We start from the raw sequence: 14,661 nt of genomic DNA on the forward strand, positions 1-14,661 counted from the left end.
TGCCAAGACAAATCGCTCTGTCGCTTGCAGAGCGTGGATGACTATCCGGCCGCGTGCGATGGCGAGGTGTTCCATCGCGCAAACAAAACGCCCCAGCGAAGCTGTCGAAGGCAAGCGAGGCAGAGAACGATGCCCGCACCGGCGATGATATCGATGAAATAGTGGCCGCCTACAGTAGGTGTTGCAGCAAGCATCAGCAAGTTCAAGACAAGGTATAGTGGGAAAAGCATCTTCATGCCTCGGCTGGCGTATATAAGTATTGTGGCCAGCGCAGCGTGGAACGAAGGAAATGTGATCAGACCATTCACGTGCGTCAACGAAATGCGTGTCATCTCGCCGCTTCGGAGTGCGTTGAAATCGATCAAATGATACGCGTCGACGCGTTCGACGACGCCAAAGTAGACCCATGCGCTCGCTGCCGGCAGTCTCCATGAGATCGGAAGAATCACGAGGAGCGATGTTACGAACAGCCAAACAAACTCTCGCATCCTTTCAAATCGCCCGCACGCACTCAGCCACACCAACAAGATGGCGACCTGCAGCATACAGCTGTGATACGCGACTGCGAGGACCGCTTTGATAATTGGTCTGACCTCAACCCACTCAAAGAAAGCCAGCCAATTCAGTCTCAGCAGGGTGTCGACACCGGCCAGCTGGGAATCGACCAACGGAAACTTTGCCGTGATGGTTAGATAACTCAGGATCGCGCCCACGACCGTAAAGGCAATGATCTGAGCCAAAGCCGTGGCAAGCTCAGCGATACGCCGATCCGGCCTCAACCTCGTGTAAACAAAGGAGAGAAGAGCAGCAGCACAGAACGCAATCGCTTGCGTCGGATCGATAGCCATCGTCATCCCAGCGGCGCGAAGCCATACGAGGTCAACGGCTGCAACAATCGCAATTGCGATCCACAAGCGCAGAATTTCGCTGAACCGATAAGCATTGAGGACGGCAAAGACAAAGCCTTCATTTCGCATCACTCTGTCCATCTATCGCATCGTTCGGGATCCCTGACCCCTTCTGGAGCATCAATATCTGGTGCTCATCTAATGATTGTTTAATTTGGCTCACACAATTTCCGCGTGTTGAACTCGATGGGTTCCGCGCTGCTCATCAAATCTGACTACGCGTGTTCGCATTGAATCATCGGCTGACCGTAGGCTCCGAGGGAGCTCACGTCCGCTTCGGGTCAAAACTGCGACTCCGCTTTGCATGAGCGACGGTCCGGTCTAGCTCGCGAACGGACGTCACGATCGCTCGCGCGAAGGTCAGCCGCCGAGCCAACATGTGACCCGCGTTGGCGCTCACGTGAGGATGCGATTTCGCCCTTGGCGGGCTCTGCCTGCTGTTTCAGCCTTTGCTTCCCCGGGCCAATATCAAGCAAAATGGATATGTGGGGCTACTTCGAAACGCGCAGCTTGGAAATGGATGTGCCGATCTGGGTGAAGGCGGCGTCGATTTCGCTGCAGCGCCGACGAATGACAAGACCGGCAACAAGGCGATGGCGAAGATGACGGCGATATTGCCGCGCTCGTCCCGGGCTAGGCGACCCAACGTGGTGGCGGCGGAAGAAAGGCTCAAGGTCATCGGGAATCCTCTGCAACCTCCAATAGGCAGTGAACTATAAAGTATACGTTAAGTTACGCGCGAAAATGCTGGCAAACAGCCTTCCGCATGCGCGGCGCCGCCAAGGAGACCCGGACCTCCTGCGGGTTCCGCAGGCCGCTTTGGGTGATATGCGAACGGGGCCATCCTGCAGGTATCGCTGCCACATCTTCCGCTGGTGCGTCAGGCCCCGCCATCGGGCATCAGTGAGTCGAAGCAGGGAGGCAGCCACGGCCAACAAGACCACATTCGCCGAGGAACTCGGAAACCTTGGCTATCGCAAGCGGCAGATACCGCTGCACGCCTAGCCAATACCGCGCCACGCGAGCCGACCAGCGCCGCATCCGGCGCCGGCCGCCTCTCGCCCGCTACTGCGACCGATCCGAGGTCCAGCCCTTGTACTCGCCGACATTGTCGCGCGTCACGAGTTTCGACGGCAGCAGCTCGACGGTGGACGCCGGCTTCTGGCCGTTGAGAATGCTGACGCCGACCTGCACGGCGCGGCGGGCCATGAAGAACGGGTCCTGCGAGGCGGAGGCCTGGATCTGCGTCGCCTGCGGGTCCTTGAGGGCCGCTTCGATGTCGGGGGCGCCGTCGACCGCGGTGATGACGATGCCGGTGCGCTGCTGCTGGCGCGCGGCGAGGTCGGTGCCGATCGCCTGCGGGTCGTTGATGGCGAAGATGGCGTCGATCTTGGCGAAGCGGGTCAGATAGCCCTGCGCCACCGTGAGGCCGCCTTCGCGCGAGCCCTTGCCGTCCTGGTCGCTGGACAGGACCTTGATGCCGGGATTCTTGCCGAGCACGTTCTTGCAGCCGACGACGCGATCGATCACCGCGGAGACCTGCGGGCCGTTCTCGATGATCACGTCGCCCTTGCCTCCCAGCTTGTCGACGATGTACTGGCAGGAGATCTCGCCGGCCTGGACGTTGTTGGTGGTCACCGTGGCGTCGGCGCCTTCGGCCGCGGTGTCGACGGCAACGACGACGATGCCGGCGGCCTGCGCCTTCTTGATCGCTGGTCCGATCGCCTTGGGATCGCCAGGGTTGAGCAGGATCAGGTCGACGCCGGCGGCGATGAAATTGTCGATCTGGGTGACCTGCTTGCCGAGATCATATTCGAAGCCCACCGTCGTGATCTTCACGTTGGGGTTGGTCTTCTTGGCCTCGAACTCGGCGCCCTTCGACAACGCGACGAAGAATGGATTGCCGAGCGAGCCCAGCGAAATGCCGATCGACTTAAGCTCCTTGGCGTAGGACGGCGCGGAGCTCAGGACGAGCGCCATCGCGGCGCCGGCAAGCGAGATCGACTTCAACATTGGCTTCCTCCCTGGTCTGTTTGAAGCTCCGGCGCGGCGACCAGTTGCCGTGACGGAATGAACATGACGGCGCGGTGCCGGCTGCATTTTCATGCTCCTTGTTTGAGCATGATCCTTTCGAAAAACCGCTTCGCACTTTTTCGGATCATGCTCTCAAGTCCGAGCCGAGCCCTGCAGCCGATAGCGGTCCAGCGCCACCGCGCCGATGATGACCAGACCCTTGATCACATATTGCCAGACGTCGGACACGCCGATCAGGATCAGGCCGTTCGACAACACGGCAATGATCAGCGCGCCGACCAGCGTTCCCCAGATCGAGCCGATGCCGCCGACAAAGGAGGTGCCGCCCAGGATCACGGCGGTGATGGCGTCGAGTTCGTAGGACTGGCCGAGCTGCAGGCCATTGGCGGCGTAGAGGCGCGCTGCCTGCATCGCGCCGCCGAGGCCCGCGAGCAGGCCGGACACGCCGTAGACGAAAATCAACACGGCCCAGACCTTGATGCCGGCGAGCCGCGCCGCGCTCTCATTGCCGCCGACCGCGTAGATATGCACCCCGAGCACGGTGCGCTTGAGCACCAGCCACGACACCAGGATGACCAGCAACGCGATCACCCAGAGCCAGGGAATCGACAATACGCCGGGAATGAGGGTCAGAGCACCGTTGCCGATGAAGGCATAGGGGATCGACGGATTGAACACCGTGGTGTCGGCGCCGAGCAGGCGCGCCGCGCCGCGCACGGCGGTCAACGATCCCAGCGTGACGATGAAGGGCGGCAGGCGCAACAGCGCGATCAAGCCGCCGTTGAGAATGCCGAAGACGGTGCCGGTGAGCACCGCGGCCGGCAACCACAGCGCCCCGAGATCGGGAAATTTGGAGATGATCAGCCCGGCCATCGCCGCCGCCGCCAAGATGGAGCCGACCGACAGGTCGATGCCGCCGGTGAGGATGACGAAGGTCATGCCTGCGGCCAGCACGGTATTGACCGCGGACTGCTGCACCACGATGCCGATGTTCTGGCCGGTGAAGAAGCGGCCGTCCGACAGCACGTGAAAGCCGATGCACAAGAGCAGCAGCACCGGCAGCATGCCGACCGCGCGAATGATCATCCGCGTCCGCTGCCGCTTCGTCTCCTGCGCGGCGGCAAGACCGGGCGCGACGGGGACGGCTTTGGCGGGGGCGGTGTTGGCGGAAGCGCCGTTCTCAGGCATCGAGCTGCTCCGTTCCGGTGGCGAGTGCCATGATCTCCTCCTGACTGAGCGGCGATGTCGCGTCGCGCCGGATCTGCCCGGCGATATGTCCCGCGCGCATCACGATGACACGGTCGCAGATGCCGATGATCTCGGGCAGGTCGGACGAGATGACGAGAACCGCGGTGCCCGACTTCGCGAGATTGTCGATGATCGAATAGATCTCGGACTTGGCGCCGACGTCGACACCGCGCGTCGGCTCGTCGAGGATCAGGATCTTCGGGCCGATCGCGAGCAGCCGCGACAGCAGCACTTTCTGCTGGTTGCCGCCGGAGAGCCCGCCAGCGGGAACACCGACATTCGCAGCGCGGATGCCGAGCCCCGCGAACGCGCGCTTGGCGCGGTCACGGGCCTTGTCGCGGTCGAGAATGCCGCCGAATTTCGCATCGCGGCCGAGCACCGCGAGATTGATGTTGTCGAGGCAGGACATGTCGAGGAACAGGCCGAGCGCCTTCCTATCCTCGGTGAGGTAGGCAATGCCGGCGTCCAGCGCCTCACCGGGCGTGCGGATGGAGGCCGCGCGCCCGTCGATCTCGACATGGCCGGAGATCATGGGCGCGGCGCCGATGATGAGGTGCGCAAGCTCGGTGCGGCCGGCGCCGACCAGGCCGGCAAGCCCTACCACCTCGCCCGCATGCACCGCCAGCGAACATCCCTTGACGCGCCTGCCGTCGGCGATGTCGACGGCCGCAAGCACGGGAGCTCCCGACCGCGCGTTGGGATCGTTCCTGGGATCATGCTCCTTCTTGTAGAAGGACGAGACGTCGCGTCCCACCATCATCCGGACGATGGTGTCGGCACGGATGTCTGCCTTGTCGAGCGAGCCGACCAGCGTGCCGTCGCGCAGCACCGTGACGCGGTCGCCGAGCGCATAGACCTCGTCCATGCGATGCGAGATGTAGATGATGGCGAGACCTTCGGCGCGCAGCTGGCGGATCAGCGCGAACAGCCTTTCGCTCTCACCGGCCGACAACGCGGTGGTCGGCTCGTCCATGATCAGGATCCTGGAGCGGGCGTGCAGCGCGCGCGCGATCTCGACCAGTTGGCGCTGGCCCATCGAGAGATTGGCGACCTGCGTCTGCGGCGTGAAATCCGCGCCGAGCCGCGCCAGGATCGGACCGACGCCGGCCTGCATCGCCTCGCGCGCCAGCAAGCCGCCGCGGGAGACCTCGCGACCGAGATAGATATTCTCCGCAACGCTCAGGTTGGGGGCGAGCGAGAGTTCCTGATAGATGATCGCGATGCCGGCTGCGCGGCCGCCGAGCGGACCGCTGATCTGCACGGGCTGGCCGTCGATGCGGATTTCGCTGCCCGGGTCCGGCCGGTAGGCGCCCGAAAGGATCTTCATCAGGGTGGATTTGCCGGCGCCGTTCTCGCCCATCAAAGCGTGGATTTCGCCCGCGTAGACGGTGAGGTCGACGTCGCGCAGCGCCTTGATGCTGAAGAACGATTTAGAGACCCGGCGCATCTCGAGGATGGGCTCGCTCATCACACCTCCCCGATGCGCCGACGGCGGCATCGCAATCTCACCCGCGTCTCGTTGGTCCCTGGCGCGCGCGCAAGCATTAAACAAAAGGTTGTGGCGCAGGGCAATACCTCCGGCATACCGACCAACGGTCCGGCGCTGCTTTTATCTTTTGCAGACGGAACCGATCCCGCGCGTGATGCCTTTTCTTCGCCACATCATCGCGTATCGCGATCAGCGCCGCGGCCGGTACAGGCGGCGCCATTGCGGCAGCCGCTCGGCATAGGCCTGCGCAAGCGCGCCGTCGGGCTCGAAGGTCTCGACGCGCTGTGGCGCGGTGCAGACGGCGTCGATCGCCTCACCGGTGACGGCGAGGCGGCCAAGCCGCGCCGCACCGAACGCCGCGCCCGTCTCGCCGTCGGCAAAGCGATGCACCGGCACGTTCAGGACATTGGCCAGCACCGAAAGCCAGAACCGCGACCGTGAGCCGCCGCCGATGACATCCGCCTCCGCGATCACCAATCCGGTCTCGGCCAGCACGTCCCGGCAATCCGCAAGCGCGAAGGCGACGCCTTCGAGCACGGCTTGCACGATCGCGTCACGATCGGTGGCGTGACTGATCCCATCGAGCATGCCGCGCACGTCGGGGTCATCGTGCGGGGTGCGTTCGCCGGAGAGGTACGGCAGGAAGCTGACCGGCGACGGCGCCCGCGGGCGCAACCCGAGCGGCGCCAGCAGCTCAGTCTCAGGGATCCCCAACAGCCGCGCGATCCAGGCCAGGCACGATGCCGCCGAGAGGATCGCGCCGGCTTGAATCCACCTGTCGGGGACGGCGTGACAGAACGTGTGCACGACCCGCTCCGGATTGGCCGCGATCGTCTCGGTCGGCACCAGCAATGCGCCGGAGGTTCCGAGCGAAATGAAGGCTGCCCCGGGATTGATGGCGCCGATGCCGATGGCTCCCGCCGGATTGTCGCCGGCCCCGCCCGCGATCATCGGCCGCCCGGTCATGCCCCAGCGCTGCGCCAACTCGCTCCGCAGCCGTGCAGCCGGCGCGCAGCCCTCGACCAGACGGGGCATCTGCCGGCGCGATAGCGCGGTCGCGGCGAGTCCTTCATCCGACCAATCGCGGCTGCTAACATCGAGCCACAGCGAACCCGAGGCGTCCGAGACATCCTCGATCGCCTCGCCGGTCAGCACCAGGCGCAGATAGGCCTTTGGTTGCAGCACGAGTTTTGTCGCCGCGAAGATCTCCGGTTCGTGCCTGGCGACCCACAGCAATTTTGGCGCGGTGAATCCCGGCATCGCCTTGTTGCCTGTCGTGGTCCGCAAGGCGGGCCAGCGCCGCTCCAGCTCGGCGCATTCCGCAAAGGACCGTCCGTCATTCCAGAGAATGCAGGGCCGCAACGGCCTGTGGCTGGCGTCGAGCAGCGTCGCGCCGTGCATCTGGCCGGACAGGCCGATGCCCTCGACCTCGGCCAGCTCGCGCGCGTGATCCGCCTTCAGCGCGTCCAGCGTCGCGAACGTCGCCTCGATCCACTGTGCCGGGTCCTGCTCGCAATGGCCGGGACGCGGCGAGGAGACCGTCAGTGACCGGCTGCGGCTCGCCACCACGCGCTGCGCGTCGTCGACCAGAACGATTTTGACGGCGGAGGTGCCGAGGTCGATGCCGAGATACATGATGTCACTAGCCTTGCACGTTTAGGATCTTGCGCGTCCGTTGCCTTGTGCATCCACGACATTGCGGCCATGGCGGTCCCGATGTTGGCATGCACCCGTCAATCATGTAACCCCACCCGAAACCTTGCCGGGACGCAACGCCCATGACCACCGCCGCCACCCACGACGCGGGAGCCACCCGCGCGCTGATCTTTGCGCTGCTTGCGCTGGCCTGCGGGCACATGCTCTCGACCTTGCTGCGCACCATTCCGGCGGTCAGCCTCGACCTGATGGCGGCGGATTTCGGCATCGAACCGCAGGCGCTGGCGAGCCTCACCTCGGTCTACCCGTTCGCGTTTGCGGCCGCGCAGATCCCGGTCGGTGCGGCGATGGACCGCTTTGGCGTGCGGCCGGTGTCGCTGAGCCTGCTCGCGGGAACCGTGGTCGGCGCCATCGCGTCGGGGTTCGCAACGGGACCCGAAAGCTTCGCCATCGGGCAGGTGCTGCTGGGCATTGCCACCTCCGGCATGCTGATGTGCCCGATGACGTTGGCGGCCAAGCAATTGTCGGCCGCGCGCTTTGGGCTGTGGTCCGGCGCGATCCTCTCGATCGGCAATATCGGCATGCTGTTGTCGTCGAGTCCGCTCGCCTTCGTGGTCGACACTTGCGGCTGGCGCGCCGGGTTCTGGATCTCGGCGCTCGGCGGCGTCGCCGTGGCGCTCGCGGTGTTCCTGCTGGTGCCGAGCCAGCCGGCCGAGCACAAGGACGAGTCCTCGCCGCTGTCGCAGATGATCGAGGTGCTCAGGCTCGGACTGTCGCGGCCCTTGCGCGGCCTGATCGCGCTGGCGCTGGTGTCGCTTGCGACCTCGCTGGTGCTGCGCGGCCTGTGGGGCGGACCGTGGCTGATGCAGGTCAAGGGATTGTCGCGGGTCGAGGCCGGCAACCAGCTCGGCGCGTTCACGCTGGCCATGATCGCAGGTCCGCTTGTCATCGGCATGATCGACCGCAGGCTGGGACGCCGCCGCGCGCTGGTGGCGGGAACGCACCTCGTCGGCGCGTTGCTGCTGGCGCTGATGGCGTTAGGGGCCCCGCGCTATGCCATTTCCGTGTTGTGTGGTGTTGCGGTGATGCCGCCGCAATACGACCTCGTGCTGATCGTGCTCATCGGGCTTGCCACTTCCGCACAGCCGCTGCTGTTCGGCATGTCGCGGCAGCTGGTCGACGCCCAAGTTGCGGGCAAGGCGCTCGCGGCGATCAACCTCGCCTTCTTCCTCGGCGCGGCGCTGATGCAATCGATCACCGGTGCGGTGGCGGCCTTTGCAGGGTTGCCGGCGGTGCTGCTTTTCATGGCAGCCATGCTTGGCATCGGCGCGCTGATCTTTTTGGTCTATACCTCGCCAAGACCGACGATAGAGTAGAGCCCTGCATCAAGGGGACATCTCATGCCTGTCGACACCAAAGCCGCCACCGACCGCCTCTTGCGCTTTCTCGCCGTCGAGGGCGTCACCGGACAGGAGGCCGCAATCGGGCGTGAGCTCACGGCTGCGCTGAAGGAGAGCGGCGTGCCGGCGAAAGCGATCCGGCTCGACGACGCCAATACCCGCATTCCGGTGCCGACCGAGACCGGCAACCTCATCGTCGACCTGCCCGGCCGCGGCGCGCTGCACAACCAGCCGCGCATCATGTTCATGACCCACATGGATACCGTGCCGCTATGCGCCGGCGCCAAGCCGAAAAAGTCGGGTCGCAAGATCGTCAATGATGCGAAGACCGCGCTCGGCGGCGACAATCGCTGCGGCTGCGGCGTGCTGGTGACGCTGGCGGCCGAGCTCGAAAAGCAGCAACTCGATCATCCGCCGATCACGCTGCTGTTCTGCGTGCGCGAGGAGAGCGGGCTCTATGGCGCGCGCCACGTCAAGCTGGACGAGCTCGGCTCGCCGGTGATGGCCTTCAACTATGACGGCGGCTCGGCCTCCAACGTCGTCATCGGCGCCGTGGGTGCCGACCGCTGGACCGTGGAAATCTTCGGCCGCGCCTCGCATGCCGGCGTCGCGCCGGAGCGCGGCATCTCCTCGACCATGATCCTCGCGCTTGCGCTCGCCGACGTGAAGGCCGGCGGCTGGTTCGGCAAGGTGGTCAAGCGCAAGCAGCAAGGCACCAGCAATGTCGGCCCCGTCACCGGCGGCGAGGGAAGGCCCGCGGGCGACGCCACCAACGTCGTCACCGACTACGTGCATGTGCGCGGCGAAAGCCGCAGCCACGACGGAAAGTTCTTCAAGGAGATCACGAAAGCCTACAAGGCCGCGTTCGAGAAGGCGGCCAAGAAAGTCACCAACGCGCAAGGCAAGTCCGGCAAGGTCAAGTTCAAGGCCGAGACCGACTATTTCCCGTTCCGCATGAAGGACAACCTTCCCGTCGTCAGACGCGCGGTGGAGGCCGTGTCCGCCGTCGGCGGCACCCCGAACGTGCGCACCGCCAATGGCGGCCTCGATGCCAACTGGATGGTCCGCCACGGCGTTCCGACCGTGACCTTCGGCGCCGGCCAGAACGAGGTGCACACGATCGACGAGTGGATCAATCTCGACGAATACGACCGCGCCTGCGCGCTGGCCGTGCAGCTCGCGACGATGCGGTGAGCTGCCTTGCATGGCGCGCGCTTGCCGGGCGGTGCGCGTCGGCCTAGCCTGCAAAGAAAACGCAGGGAGGCCGCATGCCGCGCATTTCGACCATCGAGACCGGATTCTACCGGATCCCCCTTCCCGTCACGCTGTCGGACTCGATGCATGGCGACATGGCGGCGTTCGAGCTGATCACCTGCCGCATCCGGGATGCCGATGGCGCCGAGGGCGTCGGCTACACTTACACGGTCGGACGCAATGGCGGCGCCGTCGCCGACATCCTCAAGCGCGAGATCCCGCCGCTCGTCGAAGGCCGCGAGGCCGATGATACCGAGGCGATCTGGCACCAGGTCTGGTGGGCACTGCATTATGGCGGGCGCGGCGGGCCGGCGGTGCTGGCGCTCTCGGCACTCGACATCGCGCTGTGGGATTTGAAGGCGCGGCGCGCGCAATTGCCGCTGTATCGATTGCTCGGCGGGTTCGACGCGCGCGTGCCGTGTTATGCGGGCGGCATCGATCTCGATCTCTCCGTCGAGGCACTGCTCGCGCAGACTGACGGCAATCTCAGCAAGGGCTTTCGCGCCATCAAGATGAAGGCCGGCCGCCCCGATCTCAAATCGGATGTGGCGCGGGTCGCGGCGATGCGACAGCATCTCGGTGACGGCTTTCCGTTGATGGTGGATGCCAACATGAAATGGACGGTCGAGGAAGCGATCCGCGCCGCCCGCGCGTTCCAACCGTATGACCTCACCTGGCTCGAGGAGCCGATCATTCCCGACGACGTCGCGGGCCACACTCGCATCATGCAGGCCGGCGGCGTGCCGATCGCGGCGGGCGAGAATTTGCGTTCGCTTTGGGAGTTCAAGAACTACATCGTCGCGGGCGCGGTGTCCTATCCCGAGCCTGACGTCACCAATTGCGGCGGCGTCTCCGCCTTCATGAAGATCGCGCGGCTGTCGGAGGCGTTCAACCTGCCCGTCACCAGCCATGGCGCGCATGACGTCACCGTGCACCTGCTCGCGGCCTGCCCGAACCGGTCGTATCTGGAGGCGCACGGTTTTGGGCTCGACAAATTTATCGAGCATCCACTGGTGCTGCAGGACGGGCTTGCGCTCGCGCCGGACCGTATCGGCCACGGCATCAGCTTCGATTGGGACGGGCTGGCGAAGCTGTCGGCGTAGACGGGAGCGCGTTGCTGCACGCGAGGCATTCGCTGAGGCTTGATGCAAGCTGCGGTTATTCGGCTATGGTGTCGACGCCGACACACAAGCCGAGAGATTCCCGCCTTGACCCCCGAGCTGCACCAGAAACTGACCGCGTGGCGCCGGCATTTGCATGCGCATCCCGAACTGTCCCTCCAGGAGAAAGCCACCGCGGCCTTCGTGCAGGACAAGCTCACCGAGCTCGGCATTTCCTTCGAGGCCAACATCGGCGGTCACGGCATCGTCGCGACCCTGACGCGCGGCCACGCCCAGGGCCGCGTCGGCCTGCGGGCCGACATGGATGCGCTGCCGATCACCGAAGATACGGGGCTAGCTTACGCTTCGCAAAACCCCGGTGTGATGCATGCCTGCGGCCATGACGGGCATACCGCTTCGCTGCTCGGCGCGGCCGCGCTGCTCGCCGCCGACACCAGCTGGAGCGGGACGGTCGATTTCATCTTCCAGCCGGCCGAGGAAGGTTATGGCGGCTCGCGCGCGATGGTCGCGGCCGGGCTGTTCGACCGCTTTCCGATGCAACGGGTGTTCGGCTTTCACAACTGGCCGGGGCTCGCCGCCGGCACCATCGCGGTCCATGACGGCGTCGTCATGGCCTCCGGCGGGCGCATCACCATCACCATCGATGGCCATGCCGGTCACGCCGGCATGCCGCATCTGACGCGCGATCCGGTGATGGCGGCCGGCCATTTGATCGTGGCGCTGCAATCGATCGTCTCGCGCAGCGTCGATCCGCTCGACACCGCCGTGCTCTCGCTCTGCACGCTCGAAGGCGGCACGGCACGCAACCAAATCGCCGGACGCGTCTCGATCGGCGGCACGCTGCGCTACCATCGCGATGCGGTGAAGGACACCGTTTTGGCGCGGATCGAACAGATCTGCGCCGGGATTGCCACGAGCTTCGGCGTCAAGGTCACGCCCGAGATCGTCATTGGCGTCGGCGTGGTCATCAACACGCCGGCAGAAGCGGATCTCGCGCGCCTCGCGGCGGACACGGTACGGGCCGAGTTGCGGCGCGACCTCGCGCCCAGCATGGCCGGCGAGGATTTTGCCCACTATCTCTCGCGGCGTCCGGGCGCCTTCGTCTGGATCGGCAATGGCGAATTGCGGGATGGCGCCGAGCTGCACGGCCCGCGCTATGATTTCAACGACGCGATCCTACCGGTGGCATCGAGCTGGATGGCGGAACTCGCCAAGGCGGCGCTGGCCTCGAACTAGGCCCGCTCACGAGATCTCGCGCGGCAACTTCCAGCCGGGCTTCGGCTCGAACGTCTCCTCGACCTGCGCGACGTGATAGCCGGCGGGCAGAAGGCGGCCGCCCTCCTCGTCCGCGACCGGTACGTCGGTTACCAGCCCCTCGATCAAGGCGGCTTCCCACACCTCCTTCTCCGTCGGAAAGGGATCGCCGATCTGCTTGTTGCCTTCGAACAGCGCGTACATCGGTTCCGGTCCTGCGTTGATCAAGCTCACGAGCAACGTATCGGCCGCACGGACGTTCCCATCCGGCAAATCGCAATGGATGGACACGTCGAACATGGCGCGCGTTCTGATCGGAACTTCCGGCTGGCATTACGCCTCCTGGCGAGGCCCGTTCTTTCCCAAGGGCGTGACGCTGAAGCAGCAGCTGAGCTACTACGCCGGACAGTTCGACACCACCGAGCTGAACGGGGTGTTCTACCGCACCCCGACGCCGGAGGCCGTCGAGGGTTGGCGGGAGCAGACCGGCCGCGATTTCGTCTTTGCCTGGAAGGCCTCGAAATTCATCACGCACTGGAAGCGCCTGTCGGATCGCTCGGTGAACAGCCTCGAACTGCTGGAGGATCGCATCTCACGGCTCGGCGGCAAGGCCGGCCCGATCCTGTTCCAGCTCCCGCCGCAATTCGAGGCCGACGCGGACCGCCTCGCCGGCTTCTTCAAGCTGTTGTCGCGGAAGCGGCGTTACAGTTTCGAATTCCGTCATCCGAGCTGGTATCAGCCGCGCATCTTGCGGATGCTGGCCGACGAGAACATCTCGCTGTGCCTGTCCGATCATCACGACGCGCCCGCGCCATGGAAGCGCACGGCGGATTTCGTCTATGTGCGCGGGCACGGGCCCAGCGGGCGCTATCACGGGCACTATACGAAACCCACGCTGGCGCAATGGGCGCGGCGCATCAAATCCTGGAAGCGGCAGGGCTGCGACGTCTACGTCTATTTCGACAACGACCAGAAGAGCGCGGCGCCGGCCGATGCACAGGCGTTGAAGCAATTGCTCAACGTGCGGCAAAGCGCGGCGATCACGACGGCAAGCCGCCGTGCAGGTGCCGTTGTTCACCGCTAGACGATGCCGCCTTGCCGGAGCGCCGCGATCGCGGCCTTGTCGTAGCCGAGCTCGGTCAGGATAAGATCGGTATGCTCGCCGAGCGTGGGCGGGCGCATCGCGATTTCGCCGGGCGTTTCCGACAGGCGGACGGCGGCGCGTGCCACCGGTGCGGGCTTCGGCAGACCTGGATAGTCGACGTCCTGCATGAATCCGGCGGCGCGGACGTGCGGATGATCCAGCGCCTGCTGCGGGCTCAGCACGGGGCCGGTCGGAATCATGGCCTTGCCCAGGGTGTCGACGGCTTCCTGCGTGGTGCGCTCGGCGCACCAGCGCGCCATGCGCTCGCTGATGACAGGGCCATTGTTGCCGCGGCTGATGTCGTCGGCAAAGCGCGGATCGTTCAGCCAGACCTCCTCCTCGCCCATCAGTTTCGCCCAGCGCTTGAACAGCGGATGCCCCGTGACCTGGCACAGCACCCAGCCGTCCCTGGTGCGGTAGATGTCGGCAGGCGCCGCGGTCTGGCCGAGATTGCCTGTCGGCACGCGATTGACGTTGATGACGGCCTGCTCGATCAGCGTCGCGTTGGTGAAGGACAAGGCGGTTGCGAGCAACGCGCCCTCGACGATCTGCCCGCGCCCGGATTTGCCGCGCTCGATCAGTGCGGCGAGCGTGCCGAACGCGCAATGTAGCGCGGTCCCGAAATCGACCCAGTTGACCGCGGCCCGGTAGGGTGGATCGCCGGCGCCCGTCATGTACACCGAGCCCGACATGACCTGGCCGACACCATCGAAGCCGACACGGTCGGACCATGGCCCCGGCCCGCCAAACGCGGTGGCCGTCGTCAGGATGATGTCCGGCTTGATCGCCTTGAGCGAATCGTAGTCGAGCTTCATCGCGCGCAAGGTCTGCGGCGGCAAATTGGCGACGACCACGTCCGCGGTCGCAATCAGGCGGCGCATCACCTCCTGTCCTTCCGGCTTCATCGGATCGAGCGTGAGGCACTTCTTGTTGCGGTTGACTTGAAGAAACAGCGCGCCTTCGCCAGTTTCGCCGACCGGCGCCACGAAACGATCCTCGCTGCCGTCGCGCTTCTCCACGCGAATGACCTCGGCGCCGAATTCGGCCAGCAAGGTCGCGCAATAGGGCCCCGCGATATAGCGCCCGAAATCAAGAACGCGGACGCCCGCCAGAACCCCTCCCATCGATCTCTTTCCTTTGTGCTTTTTGTCAG

12 protein-coding genes are annotated in these 14,661 nt (G+C 65.2%); 5 read left to right on the forward strand and 7 right to left on the reverse strand.

What is annotated here, in order from left to right; translation table 11 throughout:
* Positions 1-41: 41 nt before the first annotated feature.
* From BcanWU425_RS28770 to xylB, 5 genes are all read right to left on the reverse strand, one after another.
* Positions 42-989, reverse strand: a complete 948-nt coding sequence (locus BcanWU425_RS28770) for a phosphatase PAP2 family protein (protein ID WP_204510532.1) — start codon at positions 987-989, stop codon at positions 42-44.
* 984 nt (positions 990-1,973) lie between these two features.
* On the reverse strand, positions 1,974-2,921 hold the full coding sequence (locus tag BcanWU425_RS28775; protein WP_018458273.1) for an ABC transporter substrate-binding protein: 948 nt from the start codon (positions 2,919-2,921) through the stop codon (positions 1,974-1,976).
* A gap of 153 nt (positions 2,922-3,074) precedes the next feature.
* Entirely contained in the window at positions 3,075-4,130 is a 1,056-nt protein-coding gene (locus BcanWU425_RS28780) for an ABC transporter permease subunit (RefSeq protein ID WP_018458272.1), read from the reverse strand.
* Positions 4,123-5,658, reverse strand: a complete 1,536-nt coding sequence (locus BcanWU425_RS28785; protein WP_204510531.1) for a sugar ABC transporter ATP-binding protein — start codon at positions 5,656-5,658, stop codon at positions 4,123-4,125. The genes BcanWU425_RS28780 and BcanWU425_RS28785 overlap by 8 nt, the downstream gene beginning before the upstream one ends.
* Positions 5,659-5,868: 210 nt before the next feature.
* Entirely contained in the window at positions 5,869-7,314 is a 1,446-nt protein-coding gene (gene xylB, locus BcanWU425_RS28790; RefSeq protein WP_204510530.1) for a xylulokinase, read from the reverse strand.
* A gap of 143 nt (positions 7,315-7,457) precedes the next feature.
* Between xylB and BcanWU425_RS28795 the strand changes: the two genes are divergently transcribed.
* The 4 genes from BcanWU425_RS28795 (at position 7,458) to BcanWU425_RS28810 (ending at position 12,346) form a co-directional block, all read left to right on the forward strand.
* Positions 7,458-8,711 carry an MFS transporter gene (locus BcanWU425_RS28795; protein WP_231188752.1) on the forward strand — a complete coding sequence of 418 codons (1,254 nt, stop codon included), beginning with the start codon at positions 7,458-7,460 and terminating at the stop codon, positions 8,709-8,711.
* 24 nt (positions 8,712-8,735) lie between these two features.
* Entirely contained in the window at positions 8,736-9,929 is a 1,194-nt protein-coding gene (locus BcanWU425_RS28800) for a M20/M25/M40 family metallo-hydrolase (protein WP_204510528.1), read from the forward strand.
* A 74-nt stretch (positions 9,930-10,003) separates the two neighbouring features.
* Positions 10,004-11,092 (forward strand): mandelate racemase/muconate lactonizing enzyme family protein, encoded by a 1,089-nt coding sequence (locus BcanWU425_RS28805; protein ID WP_018458267.1) that lies wholly within the window; start codon positions 10,004-10,006, stop codon positions 11,090-11,092.
* A gap of 105 nt (positions 11,093-11,197) precedes the next feature.
* Entirely contained in the window at positions 11,198-12,346 is a 1,149-nt protein-coding gene (locus BcanWU425_RS28810) for an amidohydrolase (RefSeq protein WP_204510527.1), read from the forward strand.
* A 6-nt stretch (positions 12,347-12,352) separates the two neighbouring features.
* Here BcanWU425_RS28810 and BcanWU425_RS28815 read toward each other — a convergent pair whose 3' ends face one another.
* Positions 12,353-12,664: a hypothetical protein gene (locus BcanWU425_RS28815; protein ID WP_018458265.1), complete on the reverse strand. Its 312-nt coding sequence runs from the start codon at positions 12,662-12,664 to the stop codon at positions 12,353-12,355.
* On the opposite strand from BcanWU425_RS28815, the gene BcanWU425_RS28820 reads away from it, so the two are divergent.
* Positions 12,663-13,448, forward strand: a complete 786-nt coding sequence (locus BcanWU425_RS28820; RefSeq protein WP_018458264.1) for a DUF72 domain-containing protein — start codon at positions 12,663-12,665, stop codon at positions 13,446-13,448. The two genes, BcanWU425_RS28815 and BcanWU425_RS28820, sit on opposite strands and share 2 nt — an antisense overlap.
* Here BcanWU425_RS28820 and BcanWU425_RS28825 read toward each other — a convergent pair.
* Positions 13,445-14,632 (reverse strand): CaiB/BaiF CoA transferase family protein, encoded by a 1,188-nt coding sequence (locus BcanWU425_RS28825; RefSeq protein WP_204510526.1) that lies wholly within the window; start codon positions 14,630-14,632, stop codon positions 13,445-13,447. The two genes, BcanWU425_RS28820 and BcanWU425_RS28825, sit on opposite strands and share 4 nt — an antisense overlap.
* Positions 14,633-14,661: the final 29 nt, after the last annotated feature.

Source organism: Bradyrhizobium sp. WU425 (assembly GCF_021052305.1).
Taxonomy (GTDB): Bacteria; Pseudomonadota; Alphaproteobacteria; order Rhizobiales; family Xanthobacteraceae; genus Bradyrhizobium; species Bradyrhizobium canariense_D.

Bases quoted from the DNA above. Each gene is read 5' to 3' on its own strand.
- BcanWU425_RS28800 (WP_204510528.1), top strand. From the start codon at position 8,736: ATGCCTGTCGACACCAAAGCCGCCACCGACCGCCTCTTGCGCTTTCTC.
- BcanWU425_RS28805 (WP_018458267.1), top strand. From the start codon at position 10,004: ATGCCGCGCATTTCGACCATCGAGACCGGATTCTACCGGATCCCCCTT.
- BcanWU425_RS28785 (WP_204510531.1), bottom strand. From the start codon at position 5,658: ATGAGCGAGCCCATCCTCGAGATGCGCCGGGTCTCTAAATCGTTCTTC.
- BcanWU425_RS28815 (WP_018458265.1), bottom strand. From the start codon at position 12,664: ATGTTCGACGTGTCCATCCATTGCGATTTGCCGGATGGGAACGTCCGT.
- BcanWU425_RS28825 (WP_204510526.1), bottom strand. From the start codon at position 14,632: ATGGGAGGGGTTCTGGCGGGCGTCCGCGTTCTTGATTTCGGGCGCTAT.
- BcanWU425_RS28820 (WP_018458264.1), top strand. From the start codon at position 12,663: ATGGCGCGCGTTCTGATCGGAACTTCCGGCTGGCATTACGCCTCCTGG.
- BcanWU425_RS28770 (WP_204510532.1), bottom strand. From the start codon at position 989: ATGGACAGAGTGATGCGAAATGAAGGCTTTGTCTTTGCCGTCCTCAAT.
- BcanWU425_RS28780 (WP_018458272.1), bottom strand. From the start codon at position 4,130: ATGCCTGAGAACGGCGCTTCCGCCAACACCGCCCCCGCCAAAGCCGTC.
- xylB (WP_204510530.1), bottom strand. From the start codon at position 7,314: ATGTATCTCGGCATCGACCTCGGCACCTCCGCCGTCAAAATCGTTCTG.
- BcanWU425_RS28795 (WP_231188752.1), top strand. From the start codon at position 7,458: ATGACCACCGCCGCCACCCACGACGCGGGAGCCACCCGCGCGCTGATC.
- BcanWU425_RS28775 (WP_018458273.1), bottom strand. From the start codon at position 2,921: ATGTTGAAGTCGATCTCGCTTGCCGGCGCCGCGATGGCGCTCGTCCTG.